We start from the raw sequence: 14,853 nt of genomic DNA, 5'->3' as shown, positions 1-14,853 counted from the left end.
CCCGTTCGACTAAGCAGTGAATCCCCCAAACTCCAAGGAGTAACCGCCATGCGCTTCATGATCCTTGTAAAAGCCAGCGCCGACTCGGAAGCCGGCATCATGCCCAGCGAAGAGCTGATTACCGCGATGGGCAACTTCAACGAAGAACTGGTCAAGGCCGGCATTCTCATCGATGCCGACGGTTTACACCCCAGCAGCAAAGGCGCTCGCGTGCACTTCTCCGGTGATAAACGCACGGTCATCGACGGGCCGTTCATCGAGACCAAAGAACTGGTAGCCGGTTACTGGATCTGGGAAGTGAAATCGAAAGAAGAAGCCATCGAATGGGTCAAGCGCTGCCCCAATCCAATGCCCGGCGAGTCTGAAATCGAAATCCGCCAGATATTTTCTGCCGAAGACTTCGGCGCCGAGTTCACCCCTGAAGCGCGGGAACAGGAAGAACGTGTCCGCGAACAAGCCAAGAAAAACAGCTAACCGGGTATCCCGTGTAGGAGCTGCCGAAGGCTGCGATCTTTTGAAGTCACTTTCTAGACACCAAACGAACGCGGCCTTCGACAACTCCTTCAATCACTGTATGACCTTACATCCTTGGCGAACAACTGTCCTTCCGAGGTTATTCCAACCCCGCACCAAACCCTCTGACCTTTTTCAAACTTTTCCCCTTTTTTGAAGAAACTCATTCGTCCGCCGCACAAATGGAACTTGGGATCTAAATCGGGATGCAGATCGACGATTAGCTGTCCGCTTTGTTCTTCAGCGCTATAAAACACAATTGTTCCTGCAAGTGCCATCTTCGCCATCCTCCACCGAATCATATTTGCGCCACCCTTAACGAAGCGCACCACTCAATCAGACTCCCATCACCTTGCACCCACAACTGTCATACCTGACAGGGTGTATATATCTCCAGCGCCCTTGTTGGAGCAGCCTCTTTCACTCGACAACTCCTACACCATCAGAAACGGAATATTGATCGTTACCACGCTCTGCGTGGGAATGCCTCTCGGGACGCTCCGCGTTCCAAATTGCGAATTTGACGCAGAGAGTCAGGGGCTGCATTCCCACGCAGAGCGTGGCAACGATCAATTCAAGAGCGATCAGTTTTTGAGTTCGACGTGATCGAGGGCCTGGTTGACGGCCAGTTCGCCCAGCATTACGACTTGTGCGATGCCCAATGCGGTCTTGCGCTGGGAAGTTTCCAGCGAGGCGGCGAAGTTGATCAGCATTTCGCTGGCCGAGCCTAGGGTTTCGCTGGCGTTGGCGAGCAGGGATTCGGTGTTGTACCTGGGATTGGCGAGGTACATGGGTTCGGGCTCGTTGGCGCTGGACATGATGCCGGCGGCGGGATTGAGGTAGTAGTCGAGGGCGTGGTCGGCGGCTTCGTGGAGTTTTTTACTGTCGACTGAGGCGTAGGGGGATGTGGTGTCGGCGTCTGATTCTGGGGGATTGGGTGTTGGTTTTTTCATGGTGTAACTCCACTGGAAAGTTGGAGCTGCCCCATTCGGTTTCCGGTCGAAGAGGTGGCAGCTGTACGCAGGTTGGAAACCCGGGCAGCGGCGACCCGGACGACCCGAAGGTCCCCCGCGCACAGCCGCCATAACGGAGTGCACACATTCGAAGTGCGCAAGGATACGTTATGAAAGGCGTGTACGCGCCACTAATACCCGTCGGGGTTTCCAGTCCCGGTCGCTGATTTGGCAGCGACGAGCACAGGCTAGAGACCCGACGTCCGACGTACAACCTGAAAACCTTGTGGGAACGTTCCGCAAAATCGAAACAACCTTTAAACATCCCGAATTGAAATACGCACATGTAGCTGCCAAATGCTCGGGCCGCGATCGGACGAACTTTTGATTTTGCATTTAAAAAATACGATCAAAAGATCACAGCCTCGTGTCACTCGACAGCTCCTGTCGCCACTGCGCCGTCCGCTTGCAGGGTCAGTTGGCGGGTGATGCCCGGCAACGCCGGCACCCTGTACTGCCGCTGGTTTGTCGGCCACTAAGCAACAGCTGAGGACTTTTCGACGCGAAACAGGTAGGGTGCGCAAAATCAAAGTGCCATCACCGGGCCGCGTCGCAGGTTTTCATGGAGTTGTACACGCAATGAGTTGCTGGACCGTCCTTGGCCTTACGGCCGACGCCGATACGCGCAGTATCAAACGCCAATACGCTGCCCTGCTCAAACAGACCCGCCCGGACGAAGACGCCGAAGGCTTCCAGCGCCTGCGTGACGCCTATGAGCAAGCCCTGCATTACAAGGAATGGGCGCAGGTCAGCGAGGACCACGAGGCTGATGAACCGGCCTGGGACTTGACCGGCCTGACCGTGGTCGAAGTCGATGCCTTGCAACAGGCGACCCGCTCGCTGGCCGACACCAGCCTTGCGCAATTGCAACAGCGCCATGCCCTCGCCGTTGAGCAGGGTTGCGCGCATATCCTCGAAGAGACCCTGCTGCAGCATTGCATCGAGCACCCGCAAACATCGGCGCCGATGGTCGATTGGGCGGTGCAGACGTATCACTGGTTCAGTGCCTGGCAGCGCCTGGAACTGGACGAGGAATCGATCGAGCATTTGCTGACGCAACAACGCCAGCGCATCACTCGACCGCTGGCTGACGCTCTCGAATGCGAAGACAGCGAAGCCTTTTTCCAAGCCTACGCCCAGTGCAGCCAATGCCTATGGCTTGACGCTGAAGTACACCGGCAGTGGTTCAACCTGTTCCTGAGCCGCTTGCTGCTGGACAGCGAATACTGGTCCGCCGATATCTTCGAACGGGTGTGTGCCGGCCAGGGCTGGCAATCCGGCCCGGCCAACCGCTGCCCTGCCGATGAATGGAAGCGTCTGACCGCTCGCTACGAAGCACCGCTTTTTCTCGCGCAGCAGCGCCAACTCGCCGAAGAGCCGCCCGCCACCGCCGAACACCGCGCCGCCCGCCTGTTGCTCGGCAGCGGCCCGTTCAGCCAGCGCCGTGCAATGGCCCGGCGCCTGCGCGAGAACGATTGGGCGCAATGCCGGCAGTTGAGTTCGGCGCTGTATGCCAATCATCCAAAGGTCTGCGCGGAGTTGCCCGGTGGCACCGCGTTCTTCTGGCGCGACTGGGAGCTGAGCCGTGGCGAATGGCCGACGTACCTTGGCGTGGTGCTGGCTTGCCTGATCGGGGCCTTTGCTCACTTCATCCCGCTGGGGCTGCGCGTCACCGGCCTGTTCAATATTTTCATGGTGTCGATCGTGGTGTTTGGCGTAATTGCCGCCGGCCTCAATTGGCTGGCCCACGATCTGGCGCACCGTTATTGGCTGCTGGATGACTGGCTCAGTGCGCGGCTGTGTCCGGGGATCGTGGCGCCATTTGGTGTACTTCGTGACCTGATTCCCTGTGCGCTGATGGTGACCGGCCTCAGTTGGCTTTTCGGCCCTGTCGGCGGCGCGGTCTATGCGACTACGTTAGCGGTCGTCGGTCTGGTTCGGCGGCGCCAGATCGAACCACACGTATCCTGGGAGCAACGCCATCCCCTGCTGAAAATTTGTCTGGCGGTACTCGGCGTTGTCGCCCTGGTGATCTTGCTCGGCGTGCTCAATGTGATCGCCAGTCAAGACACGGTGACTCGCAATCAGGGACTGCAACCCTGGGCTGAGCGTTTGTGCAGTCGCCTGCCCGCCAGCGCGGCCGACTGCGGTGCGCCAGCCACCCGTGAGCAGTGGTATGGCGCGGAGGCAAAACCATGAGTTCGAGAACGATGTTTGTCAGTGGTCTGCTGATCGCGCTGCTGGTGATGGGATTGTCAGGGGCAACCACGCCCTTCCTGCAACTCGATCTGTGGCTGGACAATCGCGATGCGCCCGTCACGGCTCAGGCCAACGCGCTTAGTCCGATCATCACCTGCGTCAACCGTGTCGACGTGCATTGGCAGGTGGCCTATGAGCAATACAAAAACCCGAAACCGCCCAAGGATTATTCCGCCGCTAATTGGGTCCCCGAGCCACGGGACTTCGAAGACAGCGATGCGCGCATCGTGCAGGACATCCAAAAGGATGTCTGTCTTTCCAACATGAACCTGAAGCTCGATCTGCTGGGCTATCAACCGGAACTCTCACAACGCTCCCGTGACTATGCGAAAGCGCTGCAAGGCGTGGCAACGGTGTCGATGCCCTCACGATTCGATAGAAGTGCAAGCTTCGTTTCCGTGTTCCCGAACCCGTCGGGGGCCTACCGGGAGCGCTACCAGAGCGCCATCGCTGACTATCTCCGGACGTCGACTGCACTGAGGCACGACCTGGTGGCGCTCGATGTGGCCCAGCGCAGCGAACAACTGAAACGACTGGATGCGCGCATGGGCAAGGAGATCCACTGGTCGCTGCTGGCCTACATGATTCAAGCCCGAGAGACACTGGAATTGCTGGAAGACCGGATGAAACATCGGACCCTGACCCCACAAGCCGTGGCCGACACCACCGCCGATCTGCAACTGGCGTGGAATCGCCGTGGGCCCTTCATCGGCCCGCGTGAGCCGGGTTTCCGAAACAAGGACGATGACGCGCGCGAGCTTTGGCGACACATCAATGAGCCAGCGCAGCACTATCTCGACGCCCTCAACACCCTGCACAAAGACTGGCAGGACCACGCCGAACCGCAACGTTTGAGCGACGACTACTACGCCGTCACCCGTGGTTACGACGCCCTGCTCAGCCACTACAACCGTCAGGCACGCGCCAATTTCTGAAGAGCTGCACCGGCCGGACAGTCCTCGCGGACAATCCGGCCGGGGCCACTTATTTGGCAGCCTTGAGCTTCAGATACGACTGACGCAGGTCCGAGGCCCAGCCATCGATCACCGGTTTGACGTCATTCGCGGTCATTGCCTGCGAATCATTTTCCAGCGGCTTGCCGGTGCCTTTGCGCACCACTTGCGCGACGACCTTGTTATTCGCGCCATCGAGAAACACCGCTTCGGTGGCCAGGGTGGTTTCCTGATCGCGGATACCGCTGGCGGTACTGACCGCTGCGGCGACCAGGGCGATCGGAATCACCTCATAAGCGTGCAGGCCTTCGGTCGAGCTGCTCACGGCAGTGATCGCCGCACGCACCACAATCACACCCGGGCCGGGGCCGGTGGCCAACGGCAAGTCCTTGCCGATCTCACGCTTGAGCGCCTGATCGTAGTAGGAGGTGATGCCATTGAGGGTCTGCTGGGAGATTTTCGCGGTCGGTTGCGGTTTCGGATAGAGCTGGGTCGGCTCGATGTACACACTGGTGAATTTCTTGACGTCGACCTTCGGATCGATCCAGCGCATCACCTCGGCACCAGACGGGGATTTGGCCTCCTTGAGCTGGCTGTAGTCTTTGAGGAAGCCTGAGTACTCTTTCGGGTCGACGGTTTTGCTGGAACAACCCACCATTGCGACGGTGGCAATGCACAGAGTGCCCATCATCACTGCTAGCTTCATGCTGTAACTCCTGTCAGAAGGCCAAAAACTTTGCCCGGGGGAGATACAGGTATAGCTAATACCCCAGCAATTGCGATGGCAAAGCACAATATTCACGCAAGGCTGCGCGGCGGATTACCAGCGTGATTTGGCAGCTGTCGAGCATTCGGCACCGCAGCATCGAGCGCCCGGCCATTGCGTGAGCTTCAAGAATCCGCTGCACTGGAGCAAGCCGAGCGAGAACGCCCGCAGGTGCTGTTGCGGGGTGGAAGAAGATGAATATGGGGGGGCCGGCGCTTAAGTGATTGGTGGAGATTGTCTTCCCTCACCCTAGCCCTCTCCCAGAGGTAGAGGGGACCGACCGAGTTGTCTGGCGAGGTACATCGACCTGAAAAATAGAGTCGACTATGGATTCAAAGCCAATCGTTCAGGTCGGTCAATCTCTCCAATATCCCACGGTCAGTCCCCTCTCCATCCGGGAGAGGGTTAGGGTGAGGGGCTTTTCAGGGTTCACCCCATTACCAGGAAGAAGTCTCACCGCTTCGCAACGCCATCTCCCGCCGACTGTTGATGTGCATCGCCTTGATCAGCGACACCGTGCCCACCAGCAAAATCGCCGCGCCCAACAGAAAATCGATGTTGTACAGCTGGAAGTCCTGCACCGGCCCGATCAGCAACACCCGTACAATCGCAGCGCCCAACAACGTGGCAAGGAAGTCGATCCCCGGCTCATTACGGTAAAACACCAGCAGCAATGGCAGGCACAGCACCAGCAGCAGCAATAACACGACAACCTTGAACGAACCCTTGCGCTCGACGCTGAAGGCACACTCGTGCGGCCCGTAAGCCTTGTAATCCTCGTCGCGGATCATCGAGTTTTTCTCGTTGATGTAGTCGACGCGGTTGTACTTCTGGATCGGCGTGAAGGTGTTGGACATCTCCATCAGCGTAGTGATGTTCTTGAAGCGCAGGTCGACGCGTTCGCTGCCCTTGAGGTAATAGAGCACCGGTTTATAGCCGTAGCGATAGGTGTCGAAAGGGAATTCGGTGACTTGACCCTGCACACCGATCGGGCGCGGTTCAAGTTCGGCGTAGGCGCTTTTGTTGGTGGCCGACAGGTTGCGGCTCAGCGGCTGCACCTTGACCTGCTCAAGGAAGATCGGCGTGACGCCGTAGGACCACTGCAACGGCTCCAGACGCAGGCGCAGTTCGTTGCGGCTCAGGTCGTAACGGTTGAAGGTGCGTTCCGAAACCACCAGGGAACCGCTGAGCATGAACTCGCCGCGCAGGTTGTTGGTGACGCGCAAGGTCAGTTGATCCTTGCCCAGCAACGCCGCTTCCGTGGACGGTGGCGTGCCACACCACGCGGTGCTTTCGCCGACACCGCCGAGCTGGCCGTCGCGGTTTTCCTTGAATACGTAAAAGTAACTGGCCCACAGCGTCAGCATCAAAAGCACCGCTGTGAGGCCGAGGATATTTTTGCCCGGACTCACTGATCAGACTCCCTTCTTCGGTTCCATCGTCCAGCCGAAAACCCGCTGGCGACGGCGACTCTACCAAAAGGCCACCATCGACCCAAGGGAAAATGCCCGATTCATCAGGTTTCTAGGGGTTTCCCCGGTGTACATCGAAGATCAAAAGATCGCAGCCTGCGGCAGCTCCTACCGTGGAATCCGTGTAGGAGCTGCCGCAGGCTGCGATCTTTTTAACCGTCAACGCCGACGGAAAAGCGGACGTGGTTCGATGACTGAGCGCCCATACAGCACGCTCATCCCGGCCAATCCTTTCAGTGCATCCTCAGCTGACTTGTCCTCACGCACGGCAAAACTGTCAAAACCGCACTGGCGCATATGGCTGAGCTGATCACGCAGCACATCGCCAATCGCGCGCAACTCCCCTGCCCAACCAAAACGACTGCGCAACAGATACGCCTGACTGTAAGCGCGGCCATCACGAAAACTCGGGAAGTCCAGCGCAATCAGCGGCAACGAGCCCAGCCACGGCACCAGGCTTTCCACCTCATCGTCCGGGCCGAGCCACACGGCGTGGGTCGACGGTGATTGCAGCCAATGCGCCAGCGGCAGCATCAGCAACCCGTCGGGCCTCGGCGTTGACGGGTCGCGCACCAGCGTCCACGGATCGTCCGTCACGATCCGCGCCACACCCTGCTCCAGTCGCAACAGGTTGTTCATGCCGACACCTCCAGCGTCTTCGGATAAACCCGCTCCTTGAACGGCTCCAGGCCAATCCGCGCGACGGTGTCGACAAACAGTTCCTCGTGCTCGCGATAGCGCACAAACGTGCCGATGATCCGCTCGATCACCTGCGGCACCTCGGCGGCGCTGAACGAAGGGCCGATGACTTTACCCAATGCGCTGTTTTTGCCCTGGGCGCCGCCGAGGGTGATCTGATACCACTCGCTGCCGTTCTTATCGACGCCAAGGATGCCGATATTGCCGATGTGGTGATGTCCGCAAGCGTTCATGCAGCCAGAGATATTCAGGCTGATATCGCCTAAATCGTGCAGGTAATCAAGGTTATCGAAACGCGCCTGAATCGCCTGCGCGACCGGAATCGATTTGGCGTTGGCCAACGCACAGAAATCGCCTCCGGGGCAGGCGATGATGTCGGTCAACAGGCCGACGTTGGCGCTGCCCAGATCGTGTTTGCACGCCAGTTGCCACAGCGCATAGAGGTCGGTTTTCGCCACGTCGGGCAGGACAATGTTCTGTTCATGGGCGATGCGAATCTCGCCAAAACCGAAACGCTGCGACCAGTCAGCGACTGCGAGCATCTGCACAGCGGTGACGTCCCCCGGCGGCGACGCCATGCCCGGTTTGGTCGACAGCACCACGCTGGTGTAGCCCGGCACTTTGTGCGGCTGCACATTGCGCGCGACCCAACGGGCGAACGCCGGGCTTTCGGCCAGGCGCGTGCCGAAGTCCAGATCGGTGTCGGCCAGGGTGTGATAAACCGGGGGCAAGAAGGCGCTGGCGACCCGTTGGTATTCGGCCTCGGTCAACTGCGCCGGGCCGTCCTTGAGGTGTTGCCATTCCTCTTCGACTTCCTTGGCAAACGCCTCAATGCCCAGCGCCTTGACCAGAATCTTGATCCGCGCCTTGTACTTGTTGTCGCGCCGGCCGTGGCGGTTGTACACGCGCAACACGGCTTCGACGTATGACAGCAAATGCTGCCACGGCAAGCCCTCGCGGATCTGCAAACCGAGGATCGGCGTGCGCCCCAAACCACCACCGACGATCACTCGCAGGAGCATCTGCCCGTCGCGGCCGGGGTAAAGGTACAGACCGATGTCGTGCATCATGATTGCCGCGCGATCCTGTTTCGCCGAGCAGATGGCGATCTTGAATTTGCGCGGCAGAAAGAGGAATTCCGGGTTGATCGTCGACCACTGCCGGAGGATTTCGGCCAACGGGCGCGGGTCGATCAACTCGTCCGCCGCGACCCCGGCGAATGCCTCGGTGGTGATGTTGCGCACGCAGTTGCCGGAGGTCTGGATTGCATGCATGTTGACCTGCGCCAAGCGTTCGAGGATGTCCGGCACCTCGGCGAGTTCGATCCAGTTGAACTGCAGGTTCTGCCGTGTGGTGAAGTGGCCGTAACCGCGATCGTAATCGCTGGCGATGCTCGCCAAGGTGCGCATCTGCTCGGCGCTCAACGTGCCGTAGGGAATCGCCACGCGCAGCATGTAGGCGTGCTTTTGCAGGTACAGGCCGTTTTGCAGGCGCAGCGGCAGGAACTCCTCTTCGCTCAATTCCCCAGCCATGAAGCGCGCGACCTGATCGCGAAACTGCGCAACACGCTCGAACACCAGCGCCCGGTCGTAATCATCGTATTGATACATGCCTGCCACCTCATCAGTTATTCCTGTGGGAGCGAGCCTGCTCGCTCCCACAGTTTTCTTCAGAGCACTATGACGAAGCAGCGCAGCACGTTACAGATTCACCTGAACGCATAAAAACCATATCAGGGCGCGGCAGAACGCCGCAGCCAGCCATTCAATCTGATCCGCACAAATGAAAGATTCCTGAGCCTGTTTTGTTTCTGACGGGGTTTCTACAGTGCAGCTCATGCCAGACCGGGTGGCCTGGCAAGACTTTGCAACCGTGGATGAACTGACCATGAGCACAGCAACAATCGGACAGGCTTACAACTACAAGGTCGTCCGCCAATTCGTCATTGCGACGATTTTCTGGGGTGTGGTGGGCATGGCGATGGGCGTATTGATCGCCTCGCAACTGGTATGGCCGGAAATGAATCTGGACCTGCCGTGGACCACCTTCGGCCGCTTGCGCCCGCTGCACACCAGCCTGGTGATTTTCGGTTTCGCCGGCAGTGCGCAATTCGCCGCCAGTTACTACGCGGTACAGCGTACCTGCCAAGTGCGGCTGTACTCGGACAAGCTCGCCGCCTTCACTTTTTGGGGTTGGCAATCGGTGATCGTGATCATGCTGGTGACCCTGCCGCTGGGCTACACCACCACCAAGGAATACGCCGAGATCGAATTCTCCGGCGCGGTGTGGATGGCCGTGGTCTGGGTCGCTTACGCGATCGTGTTTTTCACCACCGTGGTGCAGCGCAAGACCAAGCACATCTACGTTGGCAACTGGTTTTTCGGCGCGTTCATTCTGGTGATTGCCATGCTCCACGTGGTCAATCACCTGTCGATTCCGGTGGACTGGTTCAAGTCGTATCCGGTGTATTCCGGCGCCACCGATGCGATGGTGCAGTGGTGGTACGGGCACAACGCGGTGGGTTTCTTCCTGACCACCGGGTTCCTCGGGATGATGTATTACTTCGTGCCGAAACAGGTCAATCGGCCGGTGTATTCGTATCGCTTGTCGATCGTGCATTTCTGGGCGCTGATCACCCTGTACATCTGGGCCGGCCCGCACCATTTGCACTACACCGCGCTGCCGGACTGGGCGCAGTCGCTGGGCATGGCCATGTCGCTGATCCTGCTGGCGCCGAGCTGGGGCGGGATGATCAACGGCATGATGACCTTGTCCGGTGCCTGGCATAAGTTGCGCACCGACCCGATCCTGCGCTTCCTCGTGCTGTCGCTGGCGTTCTACGGCATGTCGACATTTGAAGGGCCGATGATGGCGATCAAAACCGTCAACGCCCTCTCCCACTACACCGACTGGACCATCGGCCACGTCCATGCCGGCGCGTTGGGCTGGGTGGCGATGATCACCTTCGGCGCGACCTATCACATGGTGCCGAAAGTCTTCGGCCGCGAGCAGATGTACAGCACACCGCTGATCAACCTGCACTTCTGGCTGGCGACCATCGGCACGGTGCTCTACATCGCTTCGATGTGGGTCAACGGCATCACCCAGGGCTTGATGTGGCGGGCGATCAACGAGGACGGCACGCTGACTTATTCCTTCGTCGAGGCGCTGCAGGCCAGTCACCCGGGGTTCATCGTGCGCTTTGCCGGCGGGGTGTTCTTCCTTACCGGGATGTTGCTGATGGCTTACAACGTCTGGCGCACGGTGCGGGTTGCCGACGTTGCACTGGCGCGCAGTGAAGCGCAGATCGCCTGAGGCAGGGAGCCGCTCGTGATGGAGATTTTCTTTGATGTGTTGGGGGTGGTGTTTCTGTGGCTGGCGGTGGAGTACTGCTTGCGACGGGAGACGGCGGACAGTCTGGAGGAAGCGAGCATGGTGCCGTTTGCCGATGATCCGGAGGTGGCGCGGCGGGTGGAGCTGGCTACTGGCAAGACTGTGAAAGCGGTGGCGCCCGAGGTGGCGAAGCCGGGGTGGGTGAATCTTGATATGTGAGGTGTGTCAGTCGGGCTGCCCTCACCCTAGCCCTCTCCCAGAGGGAGAGGGAACTGACCGAGTTGTTTATACGCGATGCGCCGACCTGAAATATCTCGGGTGAATGCAATCTCAAAAACAATGAAGATCGGCTCCCTTTCCCCCTCGCCCCCCTTGGGGGAGAGGGCTGGGGTGAGGGGGTGAGCCCTTGATCTTAACCGCGATCTCGAGGAATCAGGCTCTGCAACTGCTGGGCAAGAAAGTTGGCGTCAAAGGCAAACGTATCCGGATCCTTCAAACCATTGGTCTTGCGCCACTGCCACTCACCATTCGCCAATCCCACCAGCGAAATGCTGCCATAACGCGCCGCCGTCAGCCCCATCACCGCAAGCGAGATCTGTCCCGCGCTGCCCATCACATCCGGCACAAACTCCACCGGTTTGCCGGCAATCACAATGCTCAGCTTCTCGGTTTTGAAGGTCGAGGTTTCCACCGGTGCACTCGGCCCGAACGCGACATACGCCTCGCGACTCACCTCCAGCAGATTCGGCGCCTGCACCGGCTCCAGCCATTGCTGAATATCGCCGAACAGCGCAGTAATCCGCGTGGCCCAAGCGGCCGATTGCGTCTCGAACAGTTGCTTCTTGTGTGCTTCGCTCTCGGCGTAATGACGAAGCATCTCGCCCAGTTGTTGTACGTCGTCCATAGCGGTGTTCCTCGGAAAGGACCTGCAATACTCGATAGTGGCAGATACCAGCCGCTGCGTACGATTAAGCTGCAGCAAGCCCGATGAAGCACCATGACACTTGGGTGAAACTTCAGCAGTACAGTCACTTGTTTGCTGGCATCGGCGCCTGAACAACAGGAAACTCCGGGCAGACCTGAACGCTCGACACTGACATTTGCCTGAGGACATCCAATGCGCACCATCGGCCTGATCGGCGGCATGAGCTGGGAATCCAGCGCCGAATACTATCGACTCATCAATCAGCAAGTCCGTGACCGTCTCGGCCCGTTGCGCTCGGCGCAGTTGCTGATGCACAGCGTCGACTTCGGCCCTGTCGAACAGGCCCAGCACGCCGGGCGCTGGGACGATGCCGCCGCGATTCTGGTGGACGCTGCGCGCAGGCTAGAAGCCGGCGGCGCCGAATGTGTGGTTCTGTGTACCAACACCATGCACAAGGTTGCCGAACAGATTCAGGCGGCGATCAGCATTCCGTTTCTGCACATTGCCGAACCGGCCGCGCAGGCGGCCTTGGCCATTGATGCGCACACGGTTGGCCTGCTTGGCACAGCGTTCACCATGGAACAGGACTTTCTCAAGCAACGTTTGATTGCCCAGGGTTTGACGGTATTGGTGCCGGACGAAACCGAGCGCAAGGACGTGCACCGGATCATCTATGACGAACTCTGTGTCGGCGTGATCAGCGATCAGTCGCGGCAGATCTATCAGCGGGTGATCGAATCCCTCACCGCACGCGGCGCGCAGGCAATCATCCTCGGTTGCACGGAAATCGGCCTGTTGGTCAACCCCGAACACAGCTCCCTGCCCCTGCTCGACACCACCGAACTGCATGCACAGTCGGCGGTGGCGTTCGCTTTGGGCGACTGACTCAGGATTTTGCAAGACTGCGCAGACGGGCCATGCTCAAGGTGTCGACCCATTGCCCGTCGCGCACCGCGTAATCGCGAAACAGGCCTTCGGTCTCGAAACCGAACTTGCGGTAGAGGCCGATGGCCGCTTCGTTGTCGGCATACACCGTGAGTTCAACGCGATGCAGATTCATCCAGTTGTCGGCCACCTCCAGCGCCGCCGCCAACAATGTCGACCCCACGCCTTTGCCCTGCCACGCCACCGCAACGCCCATACCGAAACTGCCGGCGTGGCTGCGGCGGATCCGCGAATAATGTTCCAGGCCAAGATGACCGATCACCACGCCCTGATGCAGCGCCACCAGTTTCACCGCCCGCTCGTTATCCGCCAACACCCGCTGACGCCAGACCTCGACGGACTGAAACGGCATCTGCAATACCTGCCGAGCCACAGCTGGATCGTTGTACAGCGCGGTGACAGCCTCTACGTGTGATTCGTTGAAACGCTCGAGGTAGATGGCGGGGTTGTGGTCTGGCATGGCGGATCCTTCCTGGATCGATGTGTGGCTGATCACTCTAAACCGCACCTGACCCGTCTGGCGAGAGCGAAAACGGCAGGAGCGAGCCTGCTCACGAAAGCAATTGTTCGGTCGCCGGTTTCATTGATTGGAAGAAAACGGATGCCCTCCCTACTCCATACCGTATGTCGGATTTCAGCGCGCACCTGTCAGATCTGACAGGTGCGCATTCTGCCGTTTCGCCGTTCAATCACTCCGTCATCTTCCCGCCACGGAGTCAGCGCCATGTCCAACCCCATCGAACCTATGCTCCTCGAGGAACTCGACATCCCCGGTCGCAGCAAAGACCCGGTGTCGACGGATCCCGATGTCTGGGGCATCAACATCGCTGCGGCGCTGGGCAACTTTCCGCTTCATGGCCTGCGTTGCCAGGCGGGGCCGTGGGGCAACATGGCGGAAGGCGACAGGTTGACGATCTTTTGGGGCACCGGGCAGAACGCCTGGGTGGAAACCGTCAACAAGGACGAGGTCAACACGCAACTGCGCATGTTCGTGCCTCCCCGGCACATGGTCGATGGCGTGTTTGCGGTGTCCTATTCCGTCAAGCCGCTGGGCGCCAGCAAAGATGAACCGTCCGAAGTCATGCAGGTGCTGGTCAAGCTGACGCGCCCGGGCGGCCATGATGACAACGGTGACGGCGGGCATTCCAAGCTGATCATGATCATTCCCCAGGAGATTCTTGACGGCGGCATCGACAAGGACAACGTGGCCGATGGCGTGCCAATCAGCATTGGCAAGGCTGACGGCACACCGCCCTATCCCAACGCTGCAGACGGCGATATGTGTCGCGTGAGTTGGGGCGGGATCTTCGTGCCCAGTGATCCACTGACTCAGGAACAAGCCGAAGGCAAGGCGCCGATCGTCATCACCGTCAAGGAAGCGATCATAAAAGAGGCCGGTGATGCCGGTGATGCAAACTCTCCCGGTGTAGCCGTGGTGTTCGAGGTGTACGACAAGGTCTTCAACCGTTCCGAGGACTGGAGCCCCGAACAGCGTGTGGTGGTGGCTGTTGATGCGACTCGCCTGATCGCGCCGTTACTCAAGGAAACGGTAAACAATGTGCTGGACGTCGACAAACTGGGCGACGCCGATGGCACCGTGCAAATCATCGCCATAGACACGACCAACTTCAAAATCGGTGACATCCCGTTCATCAGGATCAAGGGCACGCCGGTCGAAGGCGCGCCGATTGATCTGGAAGTAGAAGGCACTGCTTTGACCAGCGTGCCGAGCGTTATTGAAATCAAGGTCCCCAACGCCGTGCTGCGCCAGTTGGCCAAGTCCCAGATCACCTTGTCTTACCGTCTGAAAAAAGCCGACGGCTCCGCCGAGCTGAAATCCAAAAGCCAATTCATCCGCGCCATCGGCGAAGTCCAGCGGCTGGCCGCGCCGGACGTGCTGGATGAGGATTCCGGTGCACTCGACCCCACACTGGCCCAGATACGCCTGAAAATTCCATTCGATAAATCCTTCGTT

General features: G+C 59.3%; 14 protein-coding genes and 1 pseudogene. 7 read left to right on the top strand and 8 right to left on the bottom strand.

Going from position 1 to position 14,853, the window contains the following annotated elements; translation table 11 throughout:
- The first annotated feature begins 48 nt into the window (after window positions 1–48).
- Window positions 49–474: a YciI family protein gene (locus QZR14_RS25910; RefSeq protein WP_311998088.1), complete on the top strand. Its 426-nt coding sequence runs from the start codon at window positions 49–51 to the stop codon at window positions 472–474.
- A gap of 89 nt (window positions 475–563) precedes the next feature.
- On the opposite strand, the gene QZR14_RS25905 is transcribed toward QZR14_RS25910, so the two are convergent.
- A complete protein-coding gene (locus QZR14_RS25905; protein WP_311998087.1) occupies window positions 564–791 on the bottom strand; it encodes a hypothetical protein in 228 nt (75 codons plus the stop codon).
- Window positions 792–1,097: 306 nt separating this feature from the next.
- On the bottom strand, window positions 1,098–1,466 hold the full coding sequence (locus QZR14_RS25900) for a DUF6124 family protein (protein ID WP_311998086.1): 369 nt from the start codon (window positions 1,464–1,466) through the stop codon (window positions 1,098–1,100).
- A gap of 639 nt (window positions 1,467–2,105) precedes the next feature.
- Between QZR14_RS25900 and QZR14_RS25895 the strand changes: the two genes are divergently transcribed.
- Together QZR14_RS25895 and QZR14_RS25890 are read left to right on the top strand one after the other, a co-directional pair.
- Complete coding sequence (locus QZR14_RS25895) at window positions 2,106–3,725, top strand: J domain-containing protein (protein WP_311998085.1); 1,620 nt, start codon at window positions 2,106–2,108, stop codon at window positions 3,723–3,725.
- A complete protein-coding gene (locus QZR14_RS25890) occupies window positions 3,722–4,720 on the top strand; it encodes a DUF3829 domain-containing protein (RefSeq protein WP_311998084.1) in 999 nt (332 codons plus the stop codon). Before QZR14_RS25895 ends, QZR14_RS25890 begins: the two co-directional genes overlap by 4 nt.
- A gap of 49 nt (window positions 4,721–4,769) precedes the next feature.
- Here the strand turns inward: QZR14_RS25890 and QZR14_RS25885 are convergent, their stop codons facing one another.
- The 4 genes from QZR14_RS25885 to QZR14_RS25870 all read right to left on the bottom strand — a co-directional run bounded on the left by QZR14_RS25885 (window position 4,770) and on the right by QZR14_RS25870 (window position 9,285).
- Window positions 4,770–5,444 carry a DUF3313 domain-containing protein gene (locus QZR14_RS25885; RefSeq protein ID WP_250604915.1) on the bottom strand — a complete coding sequence of 225 codons (675 nt, stop codon included), beginning with the start codon at window positions 5,442–5,444 and terminating at the stop codon, window positions 4,770–4,772.
- A 497-nt stretch (window positions 5,445–5,941) separates the two neighbouring features.
- Window positions 5,942–6,916: a hypothetical protein gene (locus tag QZR14_RS25880; protein WP_311998083.1), complete on the bottom strand. Its 975-nt coding sequence runs from the start codon at window positions 6,914–6,916 to the stop codon at window positions 5,942–5,944.
- 219 nt (window positions 6,917–7,135) lie between these two features.
- Window positions 7,136–7,615 carry a DUF934 domain-containing protein gene (locus QZR14_RS25875; protein ID WP_250604911.1) on the bottom strand — a complete coding sequence of 160 codons (480 nt, stop codon included), beginning with the start codon at window positions 7,613–7,615 and terminating at the stop codon, window positions 7,136–7,138.
- Window positions 7,612–9,285, bottom strand: coding sequence for a nitrite/sulfite reductase (locus QZR14_RS25870; RefSeq protein WP_311998082.1), 1,674 nt, complete (start codon window positions 9,283–9,285; stop codon window positions 7,612–7,614). The genes QZR14_RS25875 and QZR14_RS25870 overlap by 4 nt, the downstream gene beginning before the upstream one ends.
- Window positions 9,286–9,562: 277 nt before the next feature.
- Here QZR14_RS25870 and ccoN point away from each other — a divergent pair, with 277 nt between their 5' ends.
- Window positions 9,563–10,990 carry a cytochrome-c oxidase, cbb3-type subunit I gene (gene ccoN / locus QZR14_RS25865; RefSeq protein ID WP_311998081.1) on the top strand — a complete coding sequence of 476 codons (1,428 nt, stop codon included), beginning with the start codon at window positions 9,563–9,565 and terminating at the stop codon, window positions 10,988–10,990.
- Between the two features lie 18 nt (window positions 10,991–11,008).
- On the top strand, window positions 11,009–11,227 hold the full coding sequence (locus tag QZR14_RS25860) for a cbb3-type cytochrome c oxidase subunit 3 (RefSeq protein WP_250604904.1): 219 nt from the start codon (window positions 11,009–11,011) through the stop codon (window positions 11,225–11,227).
- A gap of 193 nt (window positions 11,228–11,420) precedes the next feature.
- Here QZR14_RS25860 and QZR14_RS25855 read toward each other — a convergent pair whose 3' ends face one another.
- Entirely contained in the window at window positions 11,421–11,912 is a 492-nt protein-coding gene (locus QZR14_RS25855; RefSeq protein WP_311998080.1) for a hypothetical protein, read from the bottom strand.
- Window positions 11,913–12,125: 213 nt separating this feature from the next.
- On the opposite strand from QZR14_RS25855, the gene QZR14_RS25850 reads away from it, so the two are divergent.
- Window positions 12,126–12,818 carry an aspartate/glutamate racemase family protein gene (locus QZR14_RS25850; protein ID WP_311998079.1) on the top strand — a complete coding sequence of 231 codons (693 nt, stop codon included), beginning with the start codon at window positions 12,126–12,128 and terminating at the stop codon, window positions 12,816–12,818.
- Between the two features lies 1 nt (window position 12,819).
- Here QZR14_RS25850 and QZR14_RS25845 read toward each other — a convergent pair whose 3' ends face one another.
- Window positions 12,820–13,338 (bottom strand): GNAT family N-acetyltransferase, encoded by a 519-nt coding sequence (locus QZR14_RS25845; protein WP_311998078.1) that lies wholly within the window; start codon window positions 13,336–13,338, stop codon window positions 12,820–12,822.
- Between the two features lie 264 nt (window positions 13,339–13,602).
- On the opposite strand from QZR14_RS25845, the pseudogene QZR14_RS25840 reads away from it, so the two are divergent.
- Window positions 13,603–14,853: pseudogene (locus QZR14_RS25840) on the top strand (hypothetical protein); the annotation flags it as partial.

Origin of the sequence: Pseudomonas sp. rhizo66 (assembly GCF_031931925.1) — a bacterium.
Taxonomy (GTDB): domain Bacteria; phylum Pseudomonadota; class Gammaproteobacteria; order Pseudomonadales; family Pseudomonadaceae; genus Aquipseudomonas.
This window is presented reverse-complemented; position numbering and strand designations above follow the sequence as displayed.